This is a genomic window from Methanimicrococcus stummii, assembly GCF_032594435.1.
Lineage (GTDB): Archaea > Halobacteriota > Methanosarcinia > Methanosarcinales > Methanosarcinaceae > Methanimicrococcus > Methanimicrococcus stummii.
The window spans coordinates 1,217,435-1,242,309 of sequence record NZ_CP131062.1 but is presented as its reverse complement, the minus strand read 5'-3'; the positions used below and the strand labels follow the sequence as shown (position 1 = coordinate 1,242,309).

Sequence of the window (24,875 nt, the reverse complement as noted above, 5' to 3'; positions counted from 1 at the left end):
CAAACGGCTGCTCTAAAAAGAGGCAGAGACACGCGGAAAACACAGGAGGCGCCGGACATAAACGACACAACAAAAGCGGAAGTTCCGGTTTGCAGCGCAGTAATGGAATAAGGAGCTGAAACGAAATGAAAAAAAGTAAAAGTAAAATTTAAACTTGAAATTATTGAAAAATAAAAAAGAAAAGAATCGGCTGAATCAAAAATGATTACAGCCTGTCTTCTTTATGAACCACTTTCAAAATGGAATGGTTGACAGCGTTTTTCGGACAATTCGTGATGCAGCGTTTGCAGCTTGAGCCGAGACATTTTTGGCTGTCAATGACGATATAATTGTCGGGCTCACTCTTGTGAACCGTAATCGCGTTCTCCGGACAGGATTTCTCGCATTTGTGGCAGAAAATACAGCCGTATGCCGGCGCTTCTAAGAACACGCCGATGTGTTCGACCATTTTAACGCCTTCTTCACCGACATCATCAATGTCGCGCACGACACGGCGTTCGACATTCGGATCCGGTTCGTTATGCGGGAACGGTTTGAGTTTGAACATTCTCAGCATTTCGTCATACATTTCCATCGGCATGCCCTGTTCCCAATAAGAAAGTTCGCAAACGTAAATGTCTTTGAATGTCTGAGAGGTCGCCATCATTAAGTGGTCGGCCTGAATCTTTTTCGCCATTTCTTTGATTTCATCAAGCTGTTCAGGGTGAATCGCAAGTTTGCGCGCAAGACCGATTGAGGTGTTTCCGAATTGAATGACATTTTTTGCGTAACTCGGAACCGATCCGAGATAAGCTGCTTTTTTGCCGTCGACGTACGTGCCGGTCGCGCCTGAAATGTAGGCGTATTCGAGCTGGTCGTAGTTGAGGCCTGCCGCTTCCATCAGCGTCAGCTGCGCCGCGCGAATCGCGCCGATTGCTTTTCCAATCTCAACGACATCTTTTTCTGTAATTTCAATGCCGTCACCGAGAACGACTTTGCCGTTCGGGAGTTTTGGAATTTTCGTCATCAATCCGCTTTTTAACATGATTGACATGCAGGAAATGACACCGGTTCCGGTAATGCCGACCGCGTCAATTTCGCCTTTCTCAATGATTTCGCCGGTGACAGGGTTGACCAAATCGCCTTTCCCGGATTGCATCATCTCATCCAAAACCGTTAAACGCCAGTAATCGCCTTCGATGTTGACATCGCTGATGGCGCCGGGCGCGGCTAACATGCCGCACGGAATGCCCTGCCCTTCAATGGACGGGCCGGCAGCGGCACTGGCAGTAATAATCTTGTCGCCGACTTTAATCGCCATTTCCGCGTTGGTGCCGTAATCCGTTACCAAACACGGTTTTTCCTGCGTGTAAAAATCGGTTTCCGTCATCATAGCGAGCGCATCGGCGCCGATTTCGTGTTTAATCGCAGGCGGAACAATGATTTGACAATTCGGCAAATCCGCGACGCCTTCAAATAATTCGTTTGCCGGGAAAATACGCGCGTCGCGCTGAACATTCTCAACGCCGAGCTTTTTCTGTTTCGTCTCGCCGGCGTAAGCCAAGTCGCGGATTTCGATATTCTGAAATAATGAAAGCTGAATCGGGTTGCCGCAAATTGAAATGTATTGGATGTCTTTTAAATCGACTTCTAAAGCGTCAAGAATCTTTTTGACTGTCTGAAGCATGACTTCGTTCGCCACATCTTCGCCGGTAACAATCGCGAATTCCAAATGGTCAATCACATTGCCGCCCGGAAGCGGGTGTCCCATCGTAATGACGGTTTTCAATGTTTCGTTTGTCTTTTGATCGATCAGCTGAGCCCGAAAGCCGCTTGTTCCAAGGTCAAGTGCAATCACATACATTCTTTTTAATCCACCATAGTGCATTTATTAATGCATTTTTTTGTTTTTATTTTGTTTTTTTAAGTACTCATATAATCTTTCCGAATCAGTTTAAATCTATCGGATAAAGGCGGGGACAGAAAGCTTGCAAAAATCAAGCCAATTGTATTTTTACAACGACTTTATAATTTTGCTTTCCCCTCTCGATTTCATTTGTCTTTTCCTTCAAATTTAGGATAAATTATAAGAATCTTTAATGTTATTATGAATTAAGTTTATCCGTTCGATTGGGTTTTTGAATTTTTGATTCCAATTTTTGTGAAATCAATTTAATTTGAAAATCGCGATTTAATCGTAAAATGTGCCGGATGAACACAAAAACACGACATTTTGACGGTTAAATCGTCGAAACGGTTTACTGCTCGATCTTTATTTTAAGATCCGGGCCGGCAATCGTGTCTAAAACGATACATGTGAATTATGTAATTTTCAAAACTTTGACCTAAAATCCATTTTGGGGGAGATCAAGTTATGACAGAATACACACCTAAAGAAAGATTATACCGCGCGTTAAAGAAAATGGATGTTGACAGAATGCCTGCAGTTTGTTTCACACAGACTGCAACTGTCGAACAAATGGAAGCATGCGGCGCCTTCTGGCCCGAAGCAAACGAAGAACCTGAATTAATTGCAAAATTGGCAGAAGCAGGTCACACCGTTATCGGTTACGAAGCAATTCGTGTTCCGTTCGACATCACAGCAGAAGCAGAATTCTTCGGCTGCCAGATCAAAGAAGGTACACGCGAGCAGCAGCCCTCTGTTGTCGGCCACGTCGCAGCAACACCCGAAGATGTTGACAGATTGAAAGACTTCGCATTCGGCGGCACAGCACGTGTTGACAGAATCGTCAAGTCCATCGCCATCCTCAAAGAAAAATACGGCGACGAAATCCCGATTATCGGTTCCATGATCGGTCCTTTCTCCCTTGCACAGCACCTCAACGGTGACAACTGGTTCATGGGACTCATGACCGACGACCCCGTCATCCAGCCCTTGATTGACATGACCACCGACTTCTGTGTCAGATATGCACAGGAAATGGTCAAAGCAGGCGCAAGCTGCATGGTCATCATTGACCCGACAGCCAGCTACGAGCTTCTCGGCGACGACTTCTATGCAAAATTCGCAATCCCCTACCACAAGAAGATTGCAGAAGCAATGAAAGCAATGGACGTCCCGACTGTTCTCCACATCTGCGGTGACACAACAAAAGGTATCTATTTAATGGACCAGGCCGGCGTTGAAGGTATCAGCGTTGACCAGAAAGTCGATGTCGCAAAAGCAGCAGAAACCGTTAAGGAAGCTGTCATTGTCGGTAACCTCGACCCGGTTCAGCTCTTGTGGAAAGGCACACCTGCAGAAATCAAAGAAGAATGCGCAAAAGTCTATGAAAGAGGCGCAAGAATCGTTACTGTCGGCTGCGGTACTGTTTCCGCAACTCCGACCGAAAACTTGAAAGCACTCGTTGAATACGCTCAGGCTTCAAAATACTGATTTTAAAATTCGTTTTAAAATTAACACATAAAGATTCGGAATGATTTTCATTCCGATCTTTTCTTTCTCTTTTTACGTTTTTTCGGCTTTGCATACCCATTTCATTTTATTTTTGTGTTCGCTGTTGTTGGGGCTTCTATTACTATTTGTGTTGTTACCATCTGCATCGTTACCACCTGTATCTCCATCGTTACCACCTGTATCTCCATCGCTTGCATCGTGTACTGTTTGTTTTCCGCGTGCATCTGCTCTTTTTCATCACATCCGTTCGCTTCGCGAACGTGGCGCAGCTACCTTGCCGGGTCTGTTTGCGGCCGTTACCTTCAGGTTTGCATTTTCCGGTGTCACCTCCAGGTTTGCCGGTCCGCCACCGTGTCTGCGCCGGTCGCCGCGTGCGAGTTGCCCGGTTTTTCAAAAAATAATTGAAAACGACTCTTCATTTTTCAAAAAATTATTAAAAACGACCTTTCGTTTATCAAAAAAATATCGGAATTTATCGGTTGTTTTTCAAAAAAATAATCAAATTTCGACACAAAGTATCTTAATTTAAGATTCAATTGCTGTCGTCTTGTTTCATCATTAAATTATTTTCATTTGCGGCGATAGATATCTATATAAAATTTATGCCATAACGGCTGACATAAATATTTCAAAAATTTTGATATGATGTTTTTGCGGGTTTTTTTCGGTTTTTTATTTTTTTCAAAAATGTTTCGAAAATGATTTTTTCTTCATTTTTTTCGCTTTTTTTGACTTTTTTATTTGATGTTTTTCTTCGCCGATTGCGTTTTTCTTCGTTTTGATCTTTGTTTTTTTAAAGAACCATGTCTGTTTTTCATCGGGTTGTATCTTTTCTAATGCTTTGTTATTTTATAAACATCTTGTTAATTGTATAAAGGGTTTGAAAATTTCTTTTAGATTTAAGTTATATATGAATTTCTCCCATTTAGAATGAGTGGATTACTATCGTAATTCATACAAAAAGCAGATTGAAATGGGGATTTTAGTCTGTCAAAAATTTTGTGTCATTTTGCATAAACCGATATAATGGAGTAGATTTTCAATATATTCTGTTATATGAATGATATGCGAAATGAATGTACGAAAATTACGTACATGTTTTGTACGGAGGTAAAAAATATGTCAGATATCTTTAAGGAATTAGCAGACGCCGTTATGACTCAGAACATTAACGGTACCGTTGAGAAAACCAAAGAAGCACTTGCAAACGGAACACCCGCTCTCGATATTATTCAGAAGGGCCTTTCCGAAGGTATGAAAGTCGTCGGTGAAAAATTCGAAACCGGAGAACTTTTCTTACCCCAGATTATGATGTCCGCAAAAGCAATGAACGGCGCAATGGAAATCCTCCAGCCCGAACTTGCAAAAGGCGACGGCTCTGAAAGTGCAGGTCTCTGTATCTCTTTCGTTCAGGCAGGCGACATCCACGACATCGGCAACAGACTTGTTTCCACAATGCTCGGCGCAAACGGCTTTACAGTCAAAGTCCTCGGTGTTGACATCGAAAACGAAGTCGTCGTTGAAGAAGTCAAGAAAGCAGACGCTGACAAAGTTCTCCTCGTCGGCTCCGCATTGATGACCACATCCATGCTCGGCCAGAAAGACTTAATGGTTATGATCGGCGAAGAAGGCATCCGCGCAAAAGTTAAATGTATGTTCGGCGGTGCACCCGTTTCCCAGGGCTGGATTGATGAAATCGGCGCTGACGGAACAGCCGAAAACGCAGCAGAAGCAGTTATTGTTGCAAAGAAAATTATGGCCTGAGGTGGTTATAAATGGCATACAAGAGATCAATTGATGCATACGAATTCTACAACCGCGCAAAGACCGGTGAGAAATGTTCACAAGACGACTGGGACTTAATGCACATCCCGATGAAAGCAATGGAATTGAAGCAAAAATACGGTCTTGACTTTAAAGGCGAGTTTGTTCCGACAGATTCCGACATGATCGAAAAACTCTTCAAAGCCGGTTTTGACATGCTTCTCGAAACTGGTATCTTCGTTACAGATACCAACAGAATCGTCAAATACACAGAAGATGAAATCTGGGATGCAATCCGCAACCCCATGCCCGAATTCCAGCTCGGTACCGGCAGAGACGCCGTTACAATGAGAAAGAGAAACATCGGCGACAAGAGAGGCCCCTTGATTCAGGGCGGTCCGACCGGTTCCCCGATTTCAGAAGACATCTTCTACGAACTTCACATGTCCTACGCACTTGAGAAGGAAGTCGACACCATCGTTAACGGTGTTATGATGACCGTCCGCGGCTACCCGCCGGTTCCGAAGACACCCTTCGAAATTCTCGCAGCAAAGACAGAAACAAGACTTATCAAACAGGCAGCAGCAGTCGCAGGCCGCCCCGGCATGGCCGTTTAGGGCCCCGAAACCTCACTCTCCGCACAGGGTAACATCAGTGCAGACTGTGCAGGCGGTATGATCCCCTCCGACAGCCACGAAGTTTCACAACTTAACGAATTGAAGATTGACCTCGAAGCAATCTCTGTTATCGCTCACTACCACGGCAACAGCGACCTTATCATGGACGAACAGATGCCGATTTACGGCGGTTACGCCGGCGGTCTCGAAGAGACAGCAATCATCGATGTCGCATCATCCATCAACGCATTCGTCATGTCCGGCGCAAGCTGGCACCTTGACGGTCCGGTCCACATCAGATGGGGTTCCACCAACACAAGAGAAACCCTCGCTGTCGCAGGATGGGCATGCGCTGCAATTTCCAACCACACTGACTTCATGATGGGTAACCAGTACTACCCGTGCGCAGGTCCGTGTACAGAAATGTGCTTCCTCGAACTTGCCGCACAGGCAATGACCGACTCCGCATCAGGCAGAGAAATCCTCTCCGGTGTTGCAGCCGCAAAAGGTGTCGTGACCGACAAAACAACAGGTATGGAAGCCCGTATGATGGGCGAAGTCGCAAGATCCGCAGCAGGCGTTGACATTGCCGAAATCAACAAGATTTTGGACAAACTCGTCGCAAGCTACGAGGGCAACTACGGCAACGCTCCTGCAGGCAAGACCTTCCAGGAATGTTACGACGTCAAGACCGTTACACCCACTGACGAACACGTCAAAGTCTATGAAGGCGCAGTTAAGAAACTCGAAGACTTCGGTCTCGTCTTCAAATGATTTTGCCAAATGCTTATTTCTTAAAAATAAGCTTTCGGTAATCGTCGTCGGCGATTTATTTCGCCGGCAAAATTGCCGTAAGGTGAAATACCTGACATAAAATTCATAAATCAAAGCCGACCCGATTTTTCGGGTCGGCTGCAATTTTGCATGATCTATGAATCGGTCAGGAATTTGTAACGGCTATCAAATCAATCGTTTTAACGATTATCAAATATCGAAATGTTAAATTCGTTTCATTGAACATTTAAGTGGTTAGATGTTCGCCGGTTTTTTGTGGTTCCGGCTTGACGATTTAACAGCATTTCGATTCTTTTTCCGAAAGGAAAATGAGTACAGAATAAAATCGATTCGTAAAAATCGGGGGTTTGTTGTCAATTTATTGACGGTTGTGTGTGTCAATTTTGAATATATGGGAATAGTTTTTCAGCGTGTGGTTTAATCATCAAAAGTCTTTGCACTTTTATCGAATCTCAAGTTTAAGAGATGGTAAATATTTCACAGTGAGTGGAGAGTATCGTTAAATGCGATTTGAAATGTCGTAAATGCGATTGAGAAGATTTGTAAAATCTTTGGAAAAAATCGTTTAATTCGATACCGGTTTATTTTGTGAAATGCTTTCATCGTGATTTCGTGTTGCAATTTTGTATTTTGATGATGCCTTTTTATTTTCAATTTATTTCCCTTTTATTGATGCGACTGCTGTATTTGCCAACCCCCTCATTTCGAAATGAGGTGCATATGATGGATACAGGAACTATCATTAACTTATTGATTTACTTATTAGCATTCGCCATCATCGGCTACATGTGCTTGGATGCGTACAGAGTTTCGAAACTGAAAAAATCAGGAGAGTGAAGTCGTATGACAGAACTTGAAAAGAAACTCCGTCCGTATCACGTTTGGGCACTCGGTGTCGGTATCGTGTTGGTCGGCGAATATATGGGCTGGAACTTTACGGTTGCAAAAGGCGGTATTATCGGCGCTCTTTTCGCAATGCTTGTTGCCGGTTTAATGTATATCGTTGTCTCAATTTGCGCCAGCGAACTGGGATCTTCAACTAAATTGGCCGGCGGTCCGTACGACTGGGTCCGACTTTTCGTCGGTCCGGGCGCGGCTGCGATTGTCGGTCTGGCGGTATATATGGAATATATCGCACTATCGGCCGGTGACGCCATTGTCGTCGGTCAGCTGCTCACGGCTTACGTCGAATGGATCGACGTGAAAGCGGTTGCACTATTAATTCTCGCGATTTTGACGCTTATCAATTATCGCGGCGCGGTTACAGCTTTGACGCTGAACTTCTTCCTCACTTTCGTCGCGGCTGCGGCTATCGTGATTTTCTTCCTGTCCTCTGCGACGGGAATCGGCGTTGTCAATTTCAATTACGAAAACATGTTCCAAGGCGCAATGCCTTACGGTTTGGTCGGTGTGTTTGCCGCCATGCAATTTGGTCCGTGGTTCTATTTGGGTATTGAAGGCGCTGCGATGTGTGCGGAAGAATGTAAGAGACCGACGCGTGCCGTCCCCTTGGGTCAGCAGGCCGGTATGATTACACTTCTGTTGATGGCCGGTATGACACTCTTTATCTGTTCCGGTTTGATTGGTGTCGAAGAACTCGGCGCATCTGTTTACCCGCTCTTTGAAGCGGCGCAGAACAGCGGTGTCGGCATCATCGTCTTGCTGCTTGCGGTCGGTACACTCTTTACCTGTCTTGCAAGTTCCAACGGCTGTATCAACGACTCTTCCAGATCTTGGCTGGCGCTGTCGCGTGACGGTTTCATCTCGGACTGGTTTGCGGATGTCCATCCCAAATACAAGAGCCCGTACAAAGCGGTTATCTTTACCATCCCGGTTTCTGCCGGTTTCGCATTCAGCGGTTATCTTGACCAGGTGATTACGTTCTCCATTATGTCGGGACTTGTCTGCTACGTGCTGATTCCGTTCGCATTGATCCGGTTCAGAAAGATGTATCCGACAACGAATTCCTTGGTTCGCCCGTACTTCGGTCCGCTCCAACCCTGGATTTCCTACCTCGCAATGGGTATCGCAATTCTGATTATGTCCACTTTCTTCTGGGCATATATGCTGAATTTGCTCTTCGCATTGGTCTTCTACATCATCGCCTACTTCTACTTCAGCTGGCGCTATAAGAAGATTAAGCAGGAACGTGCAAAAGAATTCAGCTGGCAGGACAGACTCGGATGGCCGGACCCGGAAGTCGCGCACGGTCAGAAAGGCGCAGCAGCACAAGCAGGAGGCGGCAGCAATGAGTAACATTGACGAAGCAAAGTACAAGAAATGGTTCACATTGGACTCCATCTTGATTCTTTTCATGTGGAGTTTCCTTGTTGTTTCCGAAACGTTTGTCACGTACACGATTCTGAATGCCGCGATTTCTCGCGGTTTGGAAATTCCGACGGTTCTGCTTGCCGCATTCGTCATCATTCTGTGTCTGATGTTCTTCATCAACGGCATGGCTTGTTTGAACGTGTGGAAATCCATTAAGCAGCACATGTATGAATTCGAATATTACGACTGAGGTGAGAAAAAATGACAGAAAAAGTTTCAGAAAAGCAAGGCCTTGCAATGAAAGTGTTTGACATTGTCTTCATTTTCGCATTGGCTTTCGCTTGTGTCGTTATTCCCGTCTTTATTAAAGGCGCCACCATTGTCGGTGAAGGCGGTTCCGGTATCGGCGACCAAATCGTTTGGAACGCACCCGGCTACTTCGGAACCCTCTTGGTAATCCTTGTCTTCTTCATTGTGATTCTTTATCACTCTGTGAAGAATTATGATTACTGAGTCTCCGATCGGTCACGACTGATTACAACTTTGACGAATCCGCCGGCTTGGCGGGTTCGTCTTTTTTTTGGCATGCCGCATTGCTGCGCCGGCTTCTGCGCGCGAGTCGCTTCGTTTTTTCAAAAAGTTTGAACAAAAACCGTGATTAGGTTATTCTTATATTTTCAATTTTTTCCATATTGTTTTATTCAATCGGCTCTTTTTATTCTCAAATGCAAAAAGGGAAATTATGAAATTTTCAGAATTTAAACCGGAACACATTCCGGAAGTTTCGGATTTGTTTATCAAAGCGTTTAACGCGCCGCCGTGGAATGATACTTGGACCTCAGAAACCGCTGCAAAACGGCTGGCGCAGCAAACAAGCTCGCCTTACACTTACGGTCTCATTTGCGAAATCGACGGGCAAATTGCAGGCATGATTGTCGGAAATGAAGAGCAGTATTGCGACGAACTTTGTTTTGAGATTCGGGAATTTTGTACAAGCGTTGATTATCGCGATCGCGGTGTCGGCAAAAGTTTGATTCGTGAACTTGAAGCTCGGCTCAAAGAACGCGGAATTACAAAAGTGACGCTTGCAACGATTCACGGCGAAAATACCGTCGGCGTTTACCAAAAAATGAATTATGAAATTTCGAATGATATTGTTATGATGGAAAAAAAGATTTGATTTTTATATTATTTTTAAATATTTATGGTAGGAATATTCTTATTAATTACAGTCATTCAACAAAGTTAAAGGTGTAAAAATATGAGTAAAGTAATTACTTTCTATAACCACAAAGGTGGTGTTGCAAAAACAACAAATGTTTTCAATTTAGCTCAATTCATTGCAGATTCCGGAAACAAAGTGTTAGTTGTAGATGCTGACCCTCAATGCAATGCGACTGAGTTGTTATTAGCTGAGAGATTGAATGAAATGGATGAAAAAGAATCTACAACACATGAAGAGCAAATATTGCCAGGTACGAGTTTATTAGATATTATGAAACCACGAATAGAAGGGGCAGTTCCTGAAATTAATATTGAAGAAATAGAGGTCATCAATATACGAGACAATTTAGATTTAATCAAAGGGGATGTGGCTTTAACGAGTATTGAGGATGCCCTTTCAGAAGCTCATTCGCAAAGACATGCTACAAAAACTCATGAAAGACGTACATATTGTGCATTTGGTGATTTATTAACTCGGTTTGGAGATAAAAACAATTATGATTATATTCTAATTGATTTGGGTCCAAGTTCTGGTGCTCTTACACGCAGTTGTTTTTTGGCATGTGATGCATTTTATATTCCTGTAAATCCTGATAGGTTTGATGTTCAGGCTATTTCGACATTATCGGAAATTATTGATCGATGGATGGCTGAACATGCTGAAATCTATGGAACTTATAAAAATGTGGGACTTCCTATTAAACACGGGAAACCTCAATTTTTAGGATTAGCAATTCAAAATCTTAAAATGGTTAATGGAAGACCCAAACCAGGTTTCAAAATGTGGGTTGATAGAATTCCACAAAAAGCAATTTCTAATCTTTTTCCTGTGTTACAAAATCATTCTGATAGTGATCATGATTTATTATTTAATATTGACAGTAAATCTTTAGTTGCAGCTGAAGTTCCAGATTTTGGAAGTTTAGCACCACTTATGCAAGAGTTTGGAAAAGCAGTTTATTCAATCACAAGGGATGATACTAAAAGGGCAACAGAAACGGGAATCTCATGGGGTGGGGCGACATGGAATGATGCCCAACGCCGCATGGAGAAATACAAAGGGGTATACTCAAAAATGTATGACCGTCTGGAATGGATATAATGCAAGTGAGCCTAAGTAATTTAAAAGATCATTTTGTAGCTTATATTGATATATTGGGTTTTACTGATATGGTGAAAAATGATTTTTTAATAAACCCTAAAAATCCATTATATATTACGAAATTATATGATTTTCATAAATCCATGCAATCATTAATCACAAATGAGTCGGAAGATATTGGATTTATTCAATTTTCAGACTCAATTGTCATAAGTACTGAATATGATAAATCAAAATTTGTAAATTTTGTTAAATTAATATCTAAATTTCAATATGATTTATTTTGTGAAGGTATATTCTGTCGGGGTGGAATTGCTTATGGGAAACATTTTTTTGAAAATAATTTTATGTACAGTCATGGTTTAATTGAAGCTTATATTATTGAAAACGAGATTTCAATAAACCCCAAAATTGTAATTTCTTCTGACCTTTTTGAATTATTATATCCTTATAACAATGTCGATTCAAATCTCTGTGTTTTAAAAGATGAAGATGGTACAATTTTTATTGATTATTTAAAAAATTATGACTCTGCGGATTGTGATAAAATACTTTCAGCTGTTACTCTTCGTAAAAATACTAATCCTAAAGTTATTTCGAAATATCGATGGTTAAATCGATATATTAATTTTAAACAAATCTCAACACAGAACACAAATGTGAGTACATTTGAAGAAGTATGATTGAATCTCAAAGATTATTCATCAAAATTCGCAATCAAATTCTCAAGCTGAATTCTTTCATTCGACGCTTGTGAAAGCCGGCTGTCGCATTCAGCGATTTGAATCAGCCGTTTCGCGGTTTTGATTTCATCGCCGCTCTTTTTCTCATCGGCGATTGCGGCGGTTTCAAATCCTTCCAGAATTTCGCTGCCGGTCATGCCGTCGTCAATTAAAAGCGTGTCCAAATGATTGCGCGCCTCCGCGAAATTTTTGGTTTGCGCGGCGTTGAATAATTCCGTCATTTCGCTTTCTTCTTCCAATTGGAATTGCATCTGAATCATGGAAACGGTGAGTTCCGTTCCGATTTCCTGCGCTTCCAAAAGCGCGGTTTGAAGGGTTTCTAAAGATTTTCCGACATTGCCGCGTGTTTGATACGCAATTTCATAAAGAACGTCTTCTTTGACGCTGAATCCTTCCTTTTCAATGACGGATTGCATGAACGGCACGAGTTCTTCGGGCGTTACCGGGCTGAAAAAGAGCGTGACGCCTCTTGAGCGCAGCGGCGGAATGATTTTTGAAACGCTTTTTGAAGATAAAATGAAGCGGCAGGTTTTGGAATATTTTTCCATGATCCGGCGAAGGGCTTGCTGCGCTTCCATTGTGAGCGCTTCGGCCGAGTCGATGCAGATGATCTTGTAATCCGCGTTCATCGGCGCGATTGCCGCGTATTCGTTAATGATGTCTTTAAAAATGTTAATCACGCTTTTTTGAATCTTTTTCGGATCATCGGTTCCGAGAATCCGATAGAAGCGCGGATCTCTGACGAGATAGTTTTTGCCTTGTTCAAAAAAGTCGGACGCGTTGAAATAAACAAAATTCAGCTCGGCTTCGTTGCCGTAAAGCTTTTTTGAAAGCGCGAGCGCAGCCGTCATTTTGCCTGAATTTTCAGGGCCGAATAAAATCAAATGAGGCAAGGAACCTGCCGCCGTCAGACTGTTCAGCGTCTCAAGGGTTTGACGGTTTCCGAGAATTTCATCAAACGAGTCGGGGCGGTATTTCAAAGTCCAAACGTCTTTCATTTTTATTCTCCGTCAAAATCAAAAAGCTTTCAAAAAGTGAAAATTAGGAAAAATCAGATAAACGAATGATTTGATTCGTTTTGAATCTTTTCATTCGTTTAATTTATATTTCGTTTTTTGTTTCGTTTTTGTTTCATTTTTATTTTACTCAGTCAATTTTTCATCAACCATTCCGCGCTTTGTCAAGATATATCTTAAAATCGCGGAATAAGCCGGACGCGCGATTAAAACGCCGATAAAGACGCCGGCAATCGTTACAATCGCGAAGCCTTTCAGCGTTCCGAATCCGAGAGAGGCGAGCGGCACCATTGCGATAACCGTTGTCGCCGCCGCGCCGAAAATGATCATGAACGCTTTTCCGATACGCGCCGAATAAACTTTGTCCGACGGCGTTTTGCCTTCGTGAACGACTTCTTCGGTAATAATCACCAAATGGTCAATTCCCGTGCCGATCACCGCGATAATACCGGCAATCGCCGCCAAGTCCAAATCTTGCATGATCAAAACGGAAAAACCGACCAGCATCACGACTTCACTGAGAGATGTCGCAATCATGGGAATCGCGATTTCCGCGCGTCTGTAACGGTTGTAAATGATAAGCGCAACCGCGATGAGCGCGAGTGCGCCTGCCAAAATCGCGCCTCTTAAGAAGCCTTGACCGAGCGCCGCGTCAATTTGTCCGGCACTGACGATTTCAACGTTGACCGGGAGTGCGCCTGCACGGAGGTGAATCTGAAGCGTTCGCGCTTCGTCCTGTGAACTTGTTCCGGCTTGCCAGGAGTAAATCGGCGCGCTGTTCAGCTGCCCCGCCGCGCCCGAGCTGAGCGGGGCTGCGTACACGACTTCGTCGTCTAACATCATAATCAGTTGGTGCATGTTCGGATTGACCGTCGCGCCTGCGCCGATTGCAGCTTGCTGAAGCGCTTTTGCGCCGCCTTCGTTTAACGTAAACGGCACATAATAAACGCCGGTTTGCGGGTCGTTTCCGACAACACCGACACTTTCAATCGCGTCTCCGTAAAGCACGTGCGCGGTTTCTTCACCTGTCGTCTGGATTCGAATTTCGAATTTGCCGGGGCTTGAAACCAATTCTCTCGCATCCGCCAAATCAACGCCGGCAAAATCAACCTGGATGTATTCATCACCAATCGCCCGAATCGGAAGGTCTTTGACACCCAAACCGTTTCCGAGTTTGCTGTTCAAAACATCAATTGTGGTTTGCATTGTCTCTTTCGTCGTTCCGTCTTTGTAAAGCGGTTGTCCGGAATTATCCGTTAAAATCTTGCCGCCGATGGCTTTCATGTAATCGGAAAGTTCTTCTTCGGTCGTTGCCATCCGAATTTCATATTCAATTCCGGAAGACGTCGGATACGGGACAACTTCCGTTCCGTAAACCTGTTCCAAATATGAAATGATGAAGCCGGCTTGGCTTGATGAAATATTGACTTGGGACACGTTATTGGCAGTGCTGATGTGAATGTCGCTTGTGCCGAACATGTATTCCAATTTCGTTTTGTTGACGGAATCGGCGGTTCTGAACGCAACGTACGCGGAACCGTCGTCTCTCACGGCGGAGCCTGTGATTTCAATGCCGCTTGGGAATTCCGATTTTGTCATATCGGTGACAATATCTCGGGGCGCGGCATCAACTTGCGCGACGGCGCCGTTTAATTTCAAATAAATGGTTGAGCCGCCTTTAATGTCAAGGCCGTAGTGAATATTTGTCAATCCGCCGTCTTCTTCGAAATAGCCGAACGGGCTGAAAATCGCGAAAACGGAAATGAGAAGCGCGACCGCTAAGAGAATAATTCTGTAATCCTTGTAAAGAGGCTGTTCTTTCTTTTCTTCAATCATGCGCGTCTGCCTCCTTTCTTAGCTTTCGATCTTGTTTTCGGATTTGTCAAATATGTTCTGAGAATGCCGACGTTTAAGAACCAGGTGTTTAAAATGTCTGCCAAGAGACCGATTAAAACAATCAGGGAAATCTGAGACATCAGCGGAATCGGCGGGATTCCGGGAATAATGTAATGCGCGAATGTGGAAACCAAAAACATCACCAAAAACGCGGCGGCAGTCGTTGTTGTCATCAACATTCCGGTTCGCATGACGCCGGAAATTTTGTCGTCAAGGTTGCCGCTCCTTTTTAAAACTTTGTTTGTCAGCAAAATATCGCTGTCAACGGAATAACCGATGAGCATCAGGAGTGCTGCGACCGTTCCGAGTGTGAGTTCAATGCCGAAAATGTTCATAAATGCAATCGGGATAATAATGTCCGCCGCTGCCGATAAAATAACCGCGAGTGACGGAATAATCTGCCGGAAGATGATGAATACGACAATGGCCATGCCGATGAACGATAAACCAATCGCAAGCAACGCTTTCCTTTGAAGGTCTTCGCTGTAAATCGGAGAGACTTGCTGCTCTTCAATGTCTTTGAAAGCCGAATTGCCGCGTATTTCTTTTTCAAGCGCGTTCAGCTCGTCCGTTTCCATCAGGCTGAATTGAAGGACGGCGCGGTTTCCCGAAATGCGTATGTCGTTTAACGGATATGCCGAAAACATATCCTCAAGCTGTTCCTCCGTCAGGGTGGTCGTTACCGAAAATTGCGTTCCTCCGACGAAGTCCATACCGAGAGCAATCGGGCTTCCGGTTTTTATTGTCGTAAAAGCGATAATTAAGAGCGCAACGGCCAAAACCGCCAACGGGATTGCGATTAATTTTTTATTCTCCGTTTTTTGAATAAACGGATGAAGATAATTGTAGAGTTCAAATCTCATGGTCAATCCCATTTTCTATTTTGCTAAAGAATTAATAAATTCAAATTAAATCCAACTCAAAATAATATTATTAAAATACTAAAAATGAACGTAAAAAGAATGTTTCAATTATTTTCAAGTAATTTATATATCTTTGTCTTCCTTTTTCTTTTATTATGTCTGATGAGAGTTTGAATGATGAGAGGTTAACGGCGGATGAATATTTCGTTGAAATTGCAGAAACCGTTGCCAAGCGAGCGACTTGCCTTCGAAATAAAGTCGGCGCCGTGATTGTCCGCGACAATCGGATTTTGACGACCGGCTACAACGGCGCGCCGCGCGGACTGGCGCACTGTTTAGACATCGGCTGCATTCGCCAGCAGGAAAACATTCCGTCGGGAACGATGCACGAAAAATGCCGTGCTGTCCACGCCGAACAAAACGCCATCATTCAAGCAGCTGTCCACGGCGTTCAAACATCCGGCGCAACGCTGTACTGCACGCACCAGCCCTGCATTCTCTGCACGAAAATGATTATCAACGCAGGCATCAAACACGTCGTTTATGTCAACGCTTATCCCGATCCGAATTCGATGGGATTCTTTGAAGAAGCCGGCGTAACGATTGAGCAGTATAAACAAAAATAATTGAATCCGATTTTTGAAATTTGGGATATTGTTTTGAGATTATTTTTTAATTATTTTTTAATTATTTTTTGAAATTGTTTTGAAATTTGAAGATTATTAATTATTTTTGAAATCTGATTTCTCATTCATAACTCTTTTTTTATTTTCGCGGTTCTATTTCTTGTTTTTATATTCTTTTAATTTAAGAACCGTAAACGTTTTTATAGAACGGTATACATTTATTCGCCAAATACTGTTTCTTATTCAATTGCAGGAAGGTTTGGAGGCGAATTTATGGGTGTTGCCATCGGTGATTTACTGGAAAGGGATGAAATTTCCCGCTCGGATTTAAAAGGCAAAATCGTTGCGTTTGACGCGTATAATGTCATTTATCAGTTTATCACAACCGTTCGCGGCCGCGACGGAAAACCGCTGACGGACTCCAACGGCAATTTAACTTCTCACCTTTCGGGCGTTCTTTACAGAACCTCCGGCTTCGTCGAAGACGGCATCAAACCCGTTTTTGTTTTTGACGGCATTCCGCCGGAATTGAAAGCGGAAACGCTTGATAAGCGCCGGGAAATTCGCGAGGCGGCGCACGAGAAATGGGTGCTTGCGGCAGAGCGCGGCGACTCGGCCGACATGCTCAAATATTCGCAAGCCGCCGTCAAAATCGATCCTCAAATTGTTGAAGAATCGAAAATGCTGCTTTCCATGATGGGCATTCCCGTCGTCGAAGCGCCGTCGGAAGGCGAAGCGCAGGCGTCGTACATGGCGGACAAAGGCGACGTTGATTTCGTTTCATCTCAAGATTACGACGCTTTTATTTTCGGCGCGAAAACCGTCATTCGAAATTTAACGGTTTCGGGCAAGCGCAAACTTCCCGGAAAAAGCGTTTACGTCGATGTTTTGCCGGAAAAAGTGAATTTGAATCAAAATTTGGAACGTTTGGGGCTGACTCAGGATCAGTTTATTGATCTCGCGCTTTGCGTCGGTACCGATTTTAACAAAGGTATTGACCGCGTCGGCGCGAAAACCGCGCTCAAACTGGTTAAAGAATACGGCAGCTATGAAGCGATTTTAAAATCCAAGGGGATGGAAGATCAAATCGAAAGGTACGCCGCGGCAAAAGATTTCTTCAAAAACCCGCCGACAACCGATGATTATACGATTCAGTGGACGAAGCCCGACAAAGAAAAAATGATTGAATTTTTGTGTTCCAAACGCGATTTTTCAATCGAACGCGTGACATCCGCCTGGCAAAAAGTAAATACGGCGTTTGAGACAAAAACAAAACAGCCGACGTTGGATCAATGGTTCTGATTTATTGATTGATTTATTATGATTTGGTTTATTGATATTTATTATTTGATTTAATTCGATATTGTTTTTTATCATTTATTATTCATTTATTTATTATTCATTTTATTGATTTTTTAGAGGAAAAAAATGTCAAAAGTTTTTGAAATTATTGAAAAAGATGCGGCCGGAAGAATCGGTCGGCTGAAAACGCCGCACGGTGTTGTTGAAACGCCGACCGTGATGCCGGTGATTAATCCGAATCTGCGGATTGTCGACCCGGCGGAAATGCGCGCGTTCGGCGCGGAAATTTTGATTACCAATTCTTATATCATTTACAGCAAACCCGAACTTCGGGAAAAAGCACTCAAAGACGGCCTTCACGATTTAATCGGTTTTGACGGTCCGATCATGACGGATTCCGGCTCTTTTCAGTTGTCGGTTTACGGCGATGTGAATGTTGAAAATCATGAAATTATCGCTTTTGAGCAGGCGATCGGCACCGACATCGGGGTTCCTTTAGATATTCCGACGGCGCCCGATGTCCGGTTTGATCAAGCCAATGAAGAGCTTGACATCACAAACGAAAGACTCGCGGAAGCGCGCAGGCTCGTTGAAGAACGCCGGGCTCTGGCGGCTGAAAACGCGGCAAACGGACTTGAAAAACAGCGCGGCGATGACATGCTTTTAGCCGGCCCGATTCAGGGATCAACTTATTTGGATTTGCGCGCAAAAAGCGCCGCATTCGTTTCCGACTTGGATTTTGATGTTTATCCGATCGGCGCGGTCGTGCCGCTCATGGAATCCTACCGCTACGAAGATTTGGTCAACGTCGTCGCCGCGGCAAAATCAACGCTGGACCCGACGGTTCCGGTTCATCTGTTCGGCGCGGGCCACCCGATGATGTTCGCGCTCGCCGTTGCGCTCGGCTGCGACCTGTTCGACTCCGCCGCATACGCGCTTTACGCGAAAGGCGGCCGCTACATCACAGTCAACGGCACTTATCCGCTTGAACGCCTCAAATATTTGCCCTGTTCCTGTCCGGTTTGCGCCAACAACACCGCAGAAAGCATGCAAAAAGCGGCGAACAAAGAAGAGCTGCTGGCGCGCCACAATTTGTATGTCACGTTTGAAGAAATCCGTTTGATTAAGCAGGCGATTCACGAAGGAAAATTAATGGAGCTCGTCGAGCTGCGCTGCCATTCTCACCCGCAGATGGTGAGCGCGCTTTCCGCACTCTATAATCATGTCGATTGGCTTGAAAAGTGTGATCCCGCCGTTAAATCCACGTTCTTTGAATGCAGCGCCGAGTCCGCGCGAAGGCCGGAAGTTTTCCGCTACGGCAAACGCCTGAATCGCTTTTTATTGTCGGGCAGAGTTCTCATTCGCCCGGCGAAATACAACAAAAGTGGTCTCAAAGATGCCGATTTCGATCACGTTCTTTATTTCAAACCGCCGTTCGGCGCTTTTCCGGCCGAACTTGAAGAAAATTATCCGTTCAACGCGGAAGTTCAAAACAGGCCGTCTGCGCTTTCTTTAAAAACAGCGCTTGAAAACACCGCCGCGCTGATTCGCGAAAATCCGAACGCAGAATTTACTTTCATAAAAGGAAAACGATTGAGCGCGTTCGAAGATTCGTATTTCGAAGAGCTCGCGGAAATCTGTTTGATTGAAAATTCGTTTGATAAAATCGTTGATGAAAATGTCGATGAACTCGCCGATGAATTCGTCGATGAAAACGCCGGCGAAACTTTTGATTAAAAGCGTCGAAAAAAAGCCGAGAAACAGCTGAATCCTAACGACAAATGCCTGAAAAATAATTTGCAAAACAACGCGGTTGCAAATAGATTTAAATAATTCAGCTGTTACTTTGGTTTACATACAGTTTACATTTCATTATTTTTGTGGTTTCAAAATGTTTTTTTCACTTGGGAAACCGGTTCAGGTGATACTTTGTCAATAACGAGTAAATTTAAAGCTTATATTACGTTTCTCAGGCCGCCCATCATGTTTATGGATATTACGCTTCCGGCGGCCGCGGCAATTCTTGCCGCTTATTTTGCAACCGGCGCGTTGCCTGAGTTTTTGCCTTTTGTTTTAGCGACAATCGGCGGTTTTTGCGCGATTACCAGCGCTTACACTTTCAATGACGTTATTGATATCGATATTGATGCCATCAACTTGCCGAACCGCCCGCTTCCGTCCCAGGAAGTGACGCAGCGTTCCGCTTTCTTTTACGCGCTTCTTCTCGGACTCATTTCGGCCGCTTGCGCGCTTTACCTGAATCCCGAAGCATTTGCGGTTTTGATTATCGCAACGGCGGTCATCACGCTTTACACGGTTTATTTCAAAAGACACACGCCTTTCAGTTTCATTCCGGTCGGCATCGCTTACGGTTTGGTCCCGATCGGCATTTGGCTGGCAATGGATCCGGCCGGCATTCTCATGCCGTCACTCAGCCCGTATTTCCTGCCGATTCCCGGGATTTTGTTCGGCTTGATGATTTGTATGACCGACTGGGGTTTTACGCTTGCAGGCGTCTGCCGCGACGTTGAAGGTGACCGCGCGAAAGGCGCGCCGACGCTTCCCGTCACTTACGGCATTCCGATGACTTCCAAATTCATTTTAGCGATTTGGATTATCGGCGTTTTGATTTCGCTTGCCATCGGATACACTGCAAATCTCGGCCCGATTTATTTCATTGTCGCGTCGGTTTCCGGTATTTGGATGATTTGGCGCTGCATTCATTTCATTAAAAATCCCGAACCCGAACTCGGCGGCAAATTGTTCGTCGAAGGTTCCAATTATCGCGGCGTTATGTTTTCGGCGATGATTATTGACGTTATTTTGCTGATTTACGTAAACGGCTACGGCGGTTTGGTCAGCATGATTTTCGGATGATGATGCCCGATTAAAAAATAATAAATAACAGTAAAAACGATTTTAATTATCAATTTTATTAAAAACAATAAAACCAAAAACGATACAAGAAACACATTTTTAAAGGCGATTTATATGGCGATAAAAACTGATATTGCGGTTATCGGCGCGTCTCCTGCCGGTTTGATGGCAGCCCGACACGCGGCGCTCGGCGGCGCGAAAGTGACGCTATTTGAAAAGAAAGAAGAAATCGGCAAAGACCCGCACCCGGCCAATTCCGTTTACAAGGGAATGATGAACGTGACGGGAGAGCAGGTCGATTCTTCCTATGTTGTTCATGAAATCAAAGGCATGAAACTGATCTCACCCGGCGGTCACAAGATTAAAGTCAAAACACCCGGCTACGCGCTTGACAAAGGCGCATTCGATCGCTTTTATGAAAAGAAGGCGCTTGCAGAAGGCGTTGAAATCAAAACCGGGACGGAAATTGTCAGCTTGCGCCGCAAGGATTCCGGCGTTGTCTTAAAAACATCCGACGGCAATTCCGAAAATACAGACCGCATTAAAGCAAAAATCGTCATTATCGCCGACGGCATTCTTTCTAAAAACGCGCAGGCGGCGGGGCTTCAAACAATGAAGCATCCCGACGACATCGCTTGGGGAACGGAATTAACAATCCGCGCGCCCGGAATCGGCGAAGCAGACTACGCCGACTATTTCGTCGGAAGCCATGCCCCCGGCTGGAAATCCACTTATCTTCCGCGCGGCGGCGACGAAGCGGCCATCGGTGTTTATGTCCGTCACCACGGTCAAAATGTGGCGCCCTTTTTAGATTCCTGGGTCGCGCGCTTTAAGGATTTAAAGAATATCGCCGATGACGAATTTGAAATTATCGAAAGCAAAAGCGCCGGCGATCCGATTGTCACAATCCCGAACAAAACTTACACCGACAACATTATGGTTGCGGGCGGCGCTGCCGGACAATCCGGAATCGGCTACGCGATGCACGCCGGACAAATCGCCGGAAAAGTCGGCGCAATGGCAATCGCGAAAGGCGATTACTCCGAAAGAACGCTTTCCAAATACAGATCCGATTGGCGCAGCTCCCTTTACACCGAACACGTTTTCGGCCGTATCGGTCTTGAAACGCTTCGAAAAATGGAAGACGACGAAATCGACGAGCTTTTTGAAATCTTTGAAGACGAGGACGTTTCTTCTTTAATCAAAGGAAACACGGTCAATCAAGGCTTATCCGTTCTTTCGTTGATGCTTCAGAAAAAACCGTCCTCGATTTTAAAAGCGGGCGCGTTCTTCAGAAATAAATAATTTTATTTTTTTGGTGACAGAATGAAATATCCGATTTACAAAAATCCTGTTTTTCGAGTCGATATCGAACCCGCCGCAGGCAAAACGAAAGTGACGGCCGGCGGCATTCTGTCTCCCGTTCTCAGAAAAGCGGTCACGCAGGAAATGGCGTTTTTTGATAATCAAAAATACATCGCCGAATTGAATGAAAATTCAAAATCAGGGCCGTTTTCAAGTTATTACGACAAATACGGTGACTCTTTAATCTATTCGACATGGATGCCGCCGATTCCGTCTCCAGCTTTCAGCCGAATGGTTAAAAGCCGTATGAATGCGGTCTTCGGAAAATATCAGCCTGAACAGGTCACGATTTCAATCACGGAAGAATGTCCGAATCGCTGCCTGCACTGCGCGCTTCCGAATAAAAACAATCATTCCAAATTGACTGTCGCGGAAACAAAAGACGCGATTGGCCAAGCAATTCGCGCCGGCGCGACAAATATTATTTTTGACGGCGGCGAACCTCTCGGCTATGCCGGCTTGGAAGAATTGATTTCTTACGTTGATCCGAAAAAAGCAATCGCCTGCATGTTTACATCCGGTGTCGGTTTAACCGAAGAAAAAGCGAAATCATTAAAGGACGCCGGTCTTTATTCCGTCAGCATCAGCATTGACAGCCCGATTGAAGAAAAGCATGATTACATGCGCGGCGTTTCCGGCGTTTTTAAAAACGCGGTCGCCGGTATTCAAAATGCGCTTGGGGTCGGTCTTTTGGTAAATGTTTATGTGGTTTTGGCGCCGCATAATGTTTATGATTTGGACGCGGTTTACGAATTCGCGAAATCGCTCGGCGTTCACGAACTTTCGTTTTACGAAATTGTTCCGACAGGTCGCTGGATTGACAACACGACGGAAATTTTAACGGCCGAGCAGCATGACATTTTCAAAACGTTTGTCGCGAAATGCGATGCCGATTCGTCCGGGCCGAAATTGTTTTCGGGGCCGCTTGTCATTGACGAGTTCGGCTGCATGGCCGGGCGGCAATGGATGCACATCACGCCGGAGGGCGATATTTTGCCGTGCTCGTGCGTTCCGATTCCGTACGGAAATGTCAAAACCGGATACGATGCCGTTTCAGCCGCTTGGAAAAAAATTCGAAAGGATTCGGCTTACAAAGGCGGCGGCTGTCTGATGCGCGATTCAGAGTTTCGGGAAAAATACGGAAATCAATTCCGATAACCGTAAATATCGGGAGATTTAATTTTAATTTATCAAATCAGGGGAATGAAAATGGAGCCGTCGGAATTATTGGATATTTTGGGAAATGAGAACCGCCGTAAAATTCTTGCGCTTCTCGCCGACCGTCCTTATTTTGTCAGTGAAATTTCGGCGCGCCTCGGCGTTGCCCCGAAAGCCGTCATCGGGCATTTGTCATTGCTCGAAAGTTCCGGTTTGATTGAAAGCAGCGTCGATGACCAGCGCCGCAAATATTACAGCATTTCTAAAAGTTTGCTTTTGGAAGTTTCTGTCTCGCCTTACTCTTATTCCGTTCACGTGAACAACATTAAATTGGAAATTCCCGACGAGCCGGTTTATTCGCTTTCGGTTTCATTCGGCGCCGACCAAAAAAAGTCGGGCCGCCGCAAAAAACGAAGAAAAGACAGAACGCTTCCGACAAGTCCTGTGATTCATTTGGCTTCTTCTTATTCGAGTTTGCCCGATGGCGGATTTAAAATTGAAATCACCGGTCCGAACAATTTGGATTACGGTCGGCTCGGTTTGCTTTCCGGAATCGAGAACAAAAAATTCCTGTCTTCCGGAAAGGACGAAACGGTTTTTGATGCCGAAAGCGAGCGGTATTACGAAGAGGAATTAAACACCGTTTACGAAGATTCCAAAAATGAGAAAAAAATCGAGCCGGAATTTATTTTCCCGGATTCAAACGGCAATTCCGATGAAATGCCTGAATCCGACGGCCAATTAAAAAGCCGCGAAGGCTATTTCTTGTCCCGAATTTTCCAAGTCCGCGATGATTTATCGGATTTGTGGGAAGAGCAGGAAGAACTTTCCCGAATGCAGGAAAACATTTCCATTCGGCAAAATAATTTGATGCGTTCTTTTGTCCACTACGCGACACAGCTTTCCGAAGACAAAGTCGATTTGGACATTTTATTCCGCTTATTAAAAGAAGACATGAACACCGCCGAATTGTGCCACGCAACAGGACATCCGCCGGCTTCCGTTCTTCCGCGATTGAAAGCGTTTGAAGATCAGAAAATGGTCGAAAAATACCTCCAAGACGGAGATTTTGTCTGGCGTTTAAAAGACGGCAGCGATGTTTAATTTTTGAAAAGCCAATCATCGTTTTTCATATTTTTTTTGAAAAATCAATCCTATTTTTCAATATTTTTTAAAATTGGTGCGGCTCGCGCGCGGCGCAGCGGCCGGCAGCGCAGGTGGCAACCAGAGCGGCGCACAAAAATTGTTCCTGTTAAAGCTGCGGCAAAAATGAATTATTGCAAGTTCCGCTTTGAAAATCATAAAAAAGATAAGCTACACTCTTTGTAAAATTAAGTTAAAATAAATAAAAAAAGTTGTCAGAATAATTATTCTGCTTTTCTTTCTTTGGGAACGTTTGTGAATTTCCGGTCGAAGTCCGGGAAATTATCATAATTCGTGGCCAATTCTTCATAAATGTGATCGTGGCGCGGACTGATAATTATGATATGCGCCGGCGGATGGATTTTCTTTAAGTTGCTGATTGCGGCGCCCGGGGGTGTTTCTAATCTGACCAGCGAAGCTGCGCAGCATTCTGTTTTCAGCGTCACGCTCATGACGCTTGTTAAAATCTGGTCCGCGTATTTGGTCGCGATATTTTTCGGATTTTCACTGAACTGCATATGACCGTACGTTTCTAAATCGTGTAAAGCAATTTTGACTTTGTCAGGGTCATCTGCCCGAATTAAAGCGAAAGATTTCATTTTTTCCACCATATTTTGTGCACTGTTATTCTACCAAAATAACCACTAAACGATGTTTCTGTTTTTTGATTGCGGTGCATTTGATTAAATATTGTTTATCCCTTTGAACAAAGGTTT

The 24,875-nt window shown here is 44.4% G+C and carries 21 protein-coding genes and 1 pseudogene; 17 read left to right on the top strand and 5 right to left on the bottom strand.

Features of this window, described 5'->3' with window-relative positions; all coding sequences use genetic code 11:
• Positions 1 to 205 precede the first annotated feature (205 nt).
• The gene (locus tag MmiEs2_RS06075) at positions 206 to 1,843 is read right to left on the bottom strand and encodes a methylamine methyltransferase corrinoid protein reductive activase (RefSeq protein WP_316558982.1); all 1,638 of its coding nucleotides are present in this window, start codon (positions 1,841 to 1,843) and stop codon (positions 206 to 208) included.
• Between the two features lie 510 nt (positions 1,844 to 2,353).
• On the opposite strand from MmiEs2_RS06075, the gene mtbA reads away from it, so the two are divergent.
• The 10 genes and pseudogenes from mtbA (at position 2,354) to MmiEs2_RS06025 (ending at position 11,853) form a co-directional block, all read left to right on the top strand.
• Positions 2,354 to 3,376 (top strand): methylcobamide:CoM methyltransferase MtbA, encoded by a 1,023-nt coding sequence (mtbA, locus tag MmiEs2_RS06070; protein WP_316558981.1) that lies wholly within the window; start codon positions 2,354 to 2,356, stop codon positions 3,374 to 3,376.
• 40 nt (positions 3,377 to 3,416) lie between these two features.
• Positions 3,417 to 3,926, top strand: a complete 510-nt coding sequence (locus MmiEs2_RS06065; RefSeq protein WP_316558980.1) for a hypothetical protein — start codon at positions 3,417 to 3,419, stop codon at positions 3,924 to 3,926.
• A gap of 590 nt (positions 3,927 to 4,516) precedes the next feature.
• On the top strand, positions 4,517 to 5,161 hold the full coding sequence (locus MmiEs2_RS06060) for a methyltransferase cognate corrinoid protein (protein ID WP_316558979.1): 645 nt from the start codon (positions 4,517 to 4,519) through the stop codon (positions 5,159 to 5,161).
• An 11-nt stretch (positions 5,162 to 5,172) separates the two neighbouring features.
• Positions 5,173 to 6,552 (top strand): annotated as a pseudogene (locus MmiEs2_RS06055) (monomethylamine:corrinoid methyltransferase).
• Between the two features lie 864 nt (positions 6,553 to 7,416).
• Positions 7,417 to 8,829, top strand: coding sequence for an APC family permease (locus tag MmiEs2_RS06050; protein WP_316558978.1), 1,413 nt, complete (start codon positions 7,417 to 7,419; stop codon positions 8,827 to 8,829).
• Positions 8,822 to 9,094 carry a hypothetical protein gene (locus MmiEs2_RS06045; RefSeq protein WP_316558977.1) on the top strand — a complete coding sequence of 91 codons (273 nt, stop codon included), beginning with the start codon at positions 8,822 to 8,824 and terminating at the stop codon, positions 9,092 to 9,094. The genes MmiEs2_RS06050 and MmiEs2_RS06045 overlap by 8 nt, the downstream gene beginning before the upstream one ends.
• An 11-nt stretch (positions 9,095 to 9,105) precedes the next feature.
• Positions 9,106 to 9,357 (top strand): AcrB/AcrD/AcrF family protein, encoded by a 252-nt coding sequence (locus MmiEs2_RS06040; protein ID WP_316558976.1) that lies wholly within the window; start codon positions 9,106 to 9,108, stop codon positions 9,355 to 9,357.
• A 229-nt stretch (positions 9,358 to 9,586) separates the two neighbouring features.
• Positions 9,587 to 10,024, top strand: coding sequence for a GNAT family N-acetyltransferase (locus tag MmiEs2_RS06035; RefSeq protein WP_316558975.1), 438 nt, complete (start codon positions 9,587 to 9,589; stop codon positions 10,022 to 10,024).
• An 81-nt stretch (positions 10,025 to 10,105) separates the two neighbouring features.
• A complete protein-coding gene (locus MmiEs2_RS06030; protein ID WP_316558974.1) occupies positions 10,106 to 11,170 on the top strand; it encodes a ParA family protein in 1,065 nt (354 codons plus the stop codon).
• Complete coding sequence (locus MmiEs2_RS06025; RefSeq protein ID WP_316558973.1) at positions 11,161 to 11,853, top strand: hypothetical protein; 693 nt, start codon at positions 11,161 to 11,163, stop codon at positions 11,851 to 11,853. The genes MmiEs2_RS06030 and MmiEs2_RS06025 overlap by 10 nt, the downstream gene beginning before the upstream one ends.
• A gap of 14 nt (positions 11,854 to 11,867) precedes the next feature.
• Here MmiEs2_RS06025 and MmiEs2_RS06020 read toward each other — a convergent pair whose 3' ends face one another.
• The 3 genes from MmiEs2_RS06020 to MmiEs2_RS06010 all read right to left on the bottom strand — a co-directional run bounded on the left by MmiEs2_RS06020 (position 11,868) and on the right by MmiEs2_RS06010 (position 15,688).
• On the bottom strand, positions 11,868 to 12,911 hold the full coding sequence (locus tag MmiEs2_RS06020) for an AAA family ATPase (RefSeq protein WP_316558972.1): 1,044 nt from the start codon (positions 12,909 to 12,911) through the stop codon (positions 11,868 to 11,870).
• A gap of 144 nt (positions 12,912 to 13,055) precedes the next feature.
• Positions 13,056 to 14,765 carry a preprotein translocase subunit SecD gene (locus MmiEs2_RS06015; protein WP_316558971.1) on the bottom strand — a complete coding sequence of 570 codons (1,710 nt, stop codon included), beginning with the start codon at positions 14,763 to 14,765 and terminating at the stop codon, positions 13,056 to 13,058.
• Positions 14,762 to 15,688, bottom strand: a complete 927-nt coding sequence (locus MmiEs2_RS06010; RefSeq protein WP_316558970.1) for a protein translocase subunit SecF — start codon at positions 15,686 to 15,688, stop codon at positions 14,762 to 14,764. The genes MmiEs2_RS06015 and MmiEs2_RS06010 overlap by 4 nt, the downstream gene beginning before the upstream one ends.
• Before the next feature lie 155 nt (positions 15,689 to 15,843).
• Here MmiEs2_RS06010 and MmiEs2_RS06005 point away from each other — a divergent pair, with 155 nt between their 5' ends.
• From MmiEs2_RS06005 to MmiEs2_RS05975, 7 genes are all read left to right on the top strand, one after another.
• Complete coding sequence (locus MmiEs2_RS06005; protein ID WP_316558969.1) at positions 15,844 to 16,314, top strand: deoxycytidylate deaminase; 471 nt, start codon at positions 15,844 to 15,846, stop codon at positions 16,312 to 16,314.
• Between the two features lie 273 nt (positions 16,315 to 16,587).
• Positions 16,588 to 17,616 carry a flap endonuclease-1 gene (gene fen, locus MmiEs2_RS06000; RefSeq protein ID WP_316558968.1) on the top strand — a complete coding sequence of 343 codons (1,029 nt, stop codon included), beginning with the start codon at positions 16,588 to 16,590 and terminating at the stop codon, positions 17,614 to 17,616.
• A 126-nt stretch (positions 17,617 to 17,742) separates the two neighbouring features.
• Positions 17,743 to 19,353 (top strand): tRNA guanosine(15) transglycosylase TgtA, encoded by a 1,611-nt coding sequence (gene tgtA / locus MmiEs2_RS05995; RefSeq protein ID WP_420891220.1) that lies wholly within the window; start codon positions 17,743 to 17,745, stop codon positions 19,351 to 19,353.
• A 246-nt stretch (positions 19,354 to 19,599) separates the two neighbouring features.
• Positions 19,600 to 20,493, top strand: a complete 894-nt coding sequence (locus MmiEs2_RS05990; RefSeq protein ID WP_316558967.1) for a UbiA prenyltransferase family protein — start codon at positions 19,600 to 19,602, stop codon at positions 20,491 to 20,493.
• Between the two features lie 114 nt (positions 20,494 to 20,607).
• On the top strand, positions 20,608 to 21,798 hold the full coding sequence (locus tag MmiEs2_RS05985) for an NAD(P)/FAD-dependent oxidoreductase (RefSeq protein WP_316558966.1): 1,191 nt from the start codon (positions 20,608 to 20,610) through the stop codon (positions 21,796 to 21,798).
• Between the two features lie 21 nt (positions 21,799 to 21,819).
• Positions 21,820 to 23,016: a radical SAM/SPASM domain-containing protein gene (locus MmiEs2_RS05980; protein ID WP_316558965.1), complete on the top strand. Its 1,197-nt coding sequence runs from the start codon at positions 21,820 to 21,822 to the stop codon at positions 23,014 to 23,016.
• A 51-nt stretch (positions 23,017 to 23,067) separates the two neighbouring features.
• Entirely contained in the window at positions 23,068 to 24,120 is a 1,053-nt protein-coding gene (locus tag MmiEs2_RS05975) for an ArsR family transcriptional regulator (RefSeq protein ID WP_316558964.1), read from the top strand.
• 263 nt (positions 24,121 to 24,383) lie between these two features.
• Here MmiEs2_RS05975 and MmiEs2_RS05970 read toward each other — a convergent pair whose 3' ends face one another.
• Positions 24,384 to 24,758, bottom strand: coding sequence for a DUF356 domain-containing protein (locus tag MmiEs2_RS05970; RefSeq protein WP_316558963.1), 375 nt, complete (start codon positions 24,756 to 24,758; stop codon positions 24,384 to 24,386).
• Between the last annotated feature and the right edge of the window lie 117 nt (positions 24,759 to 24,875).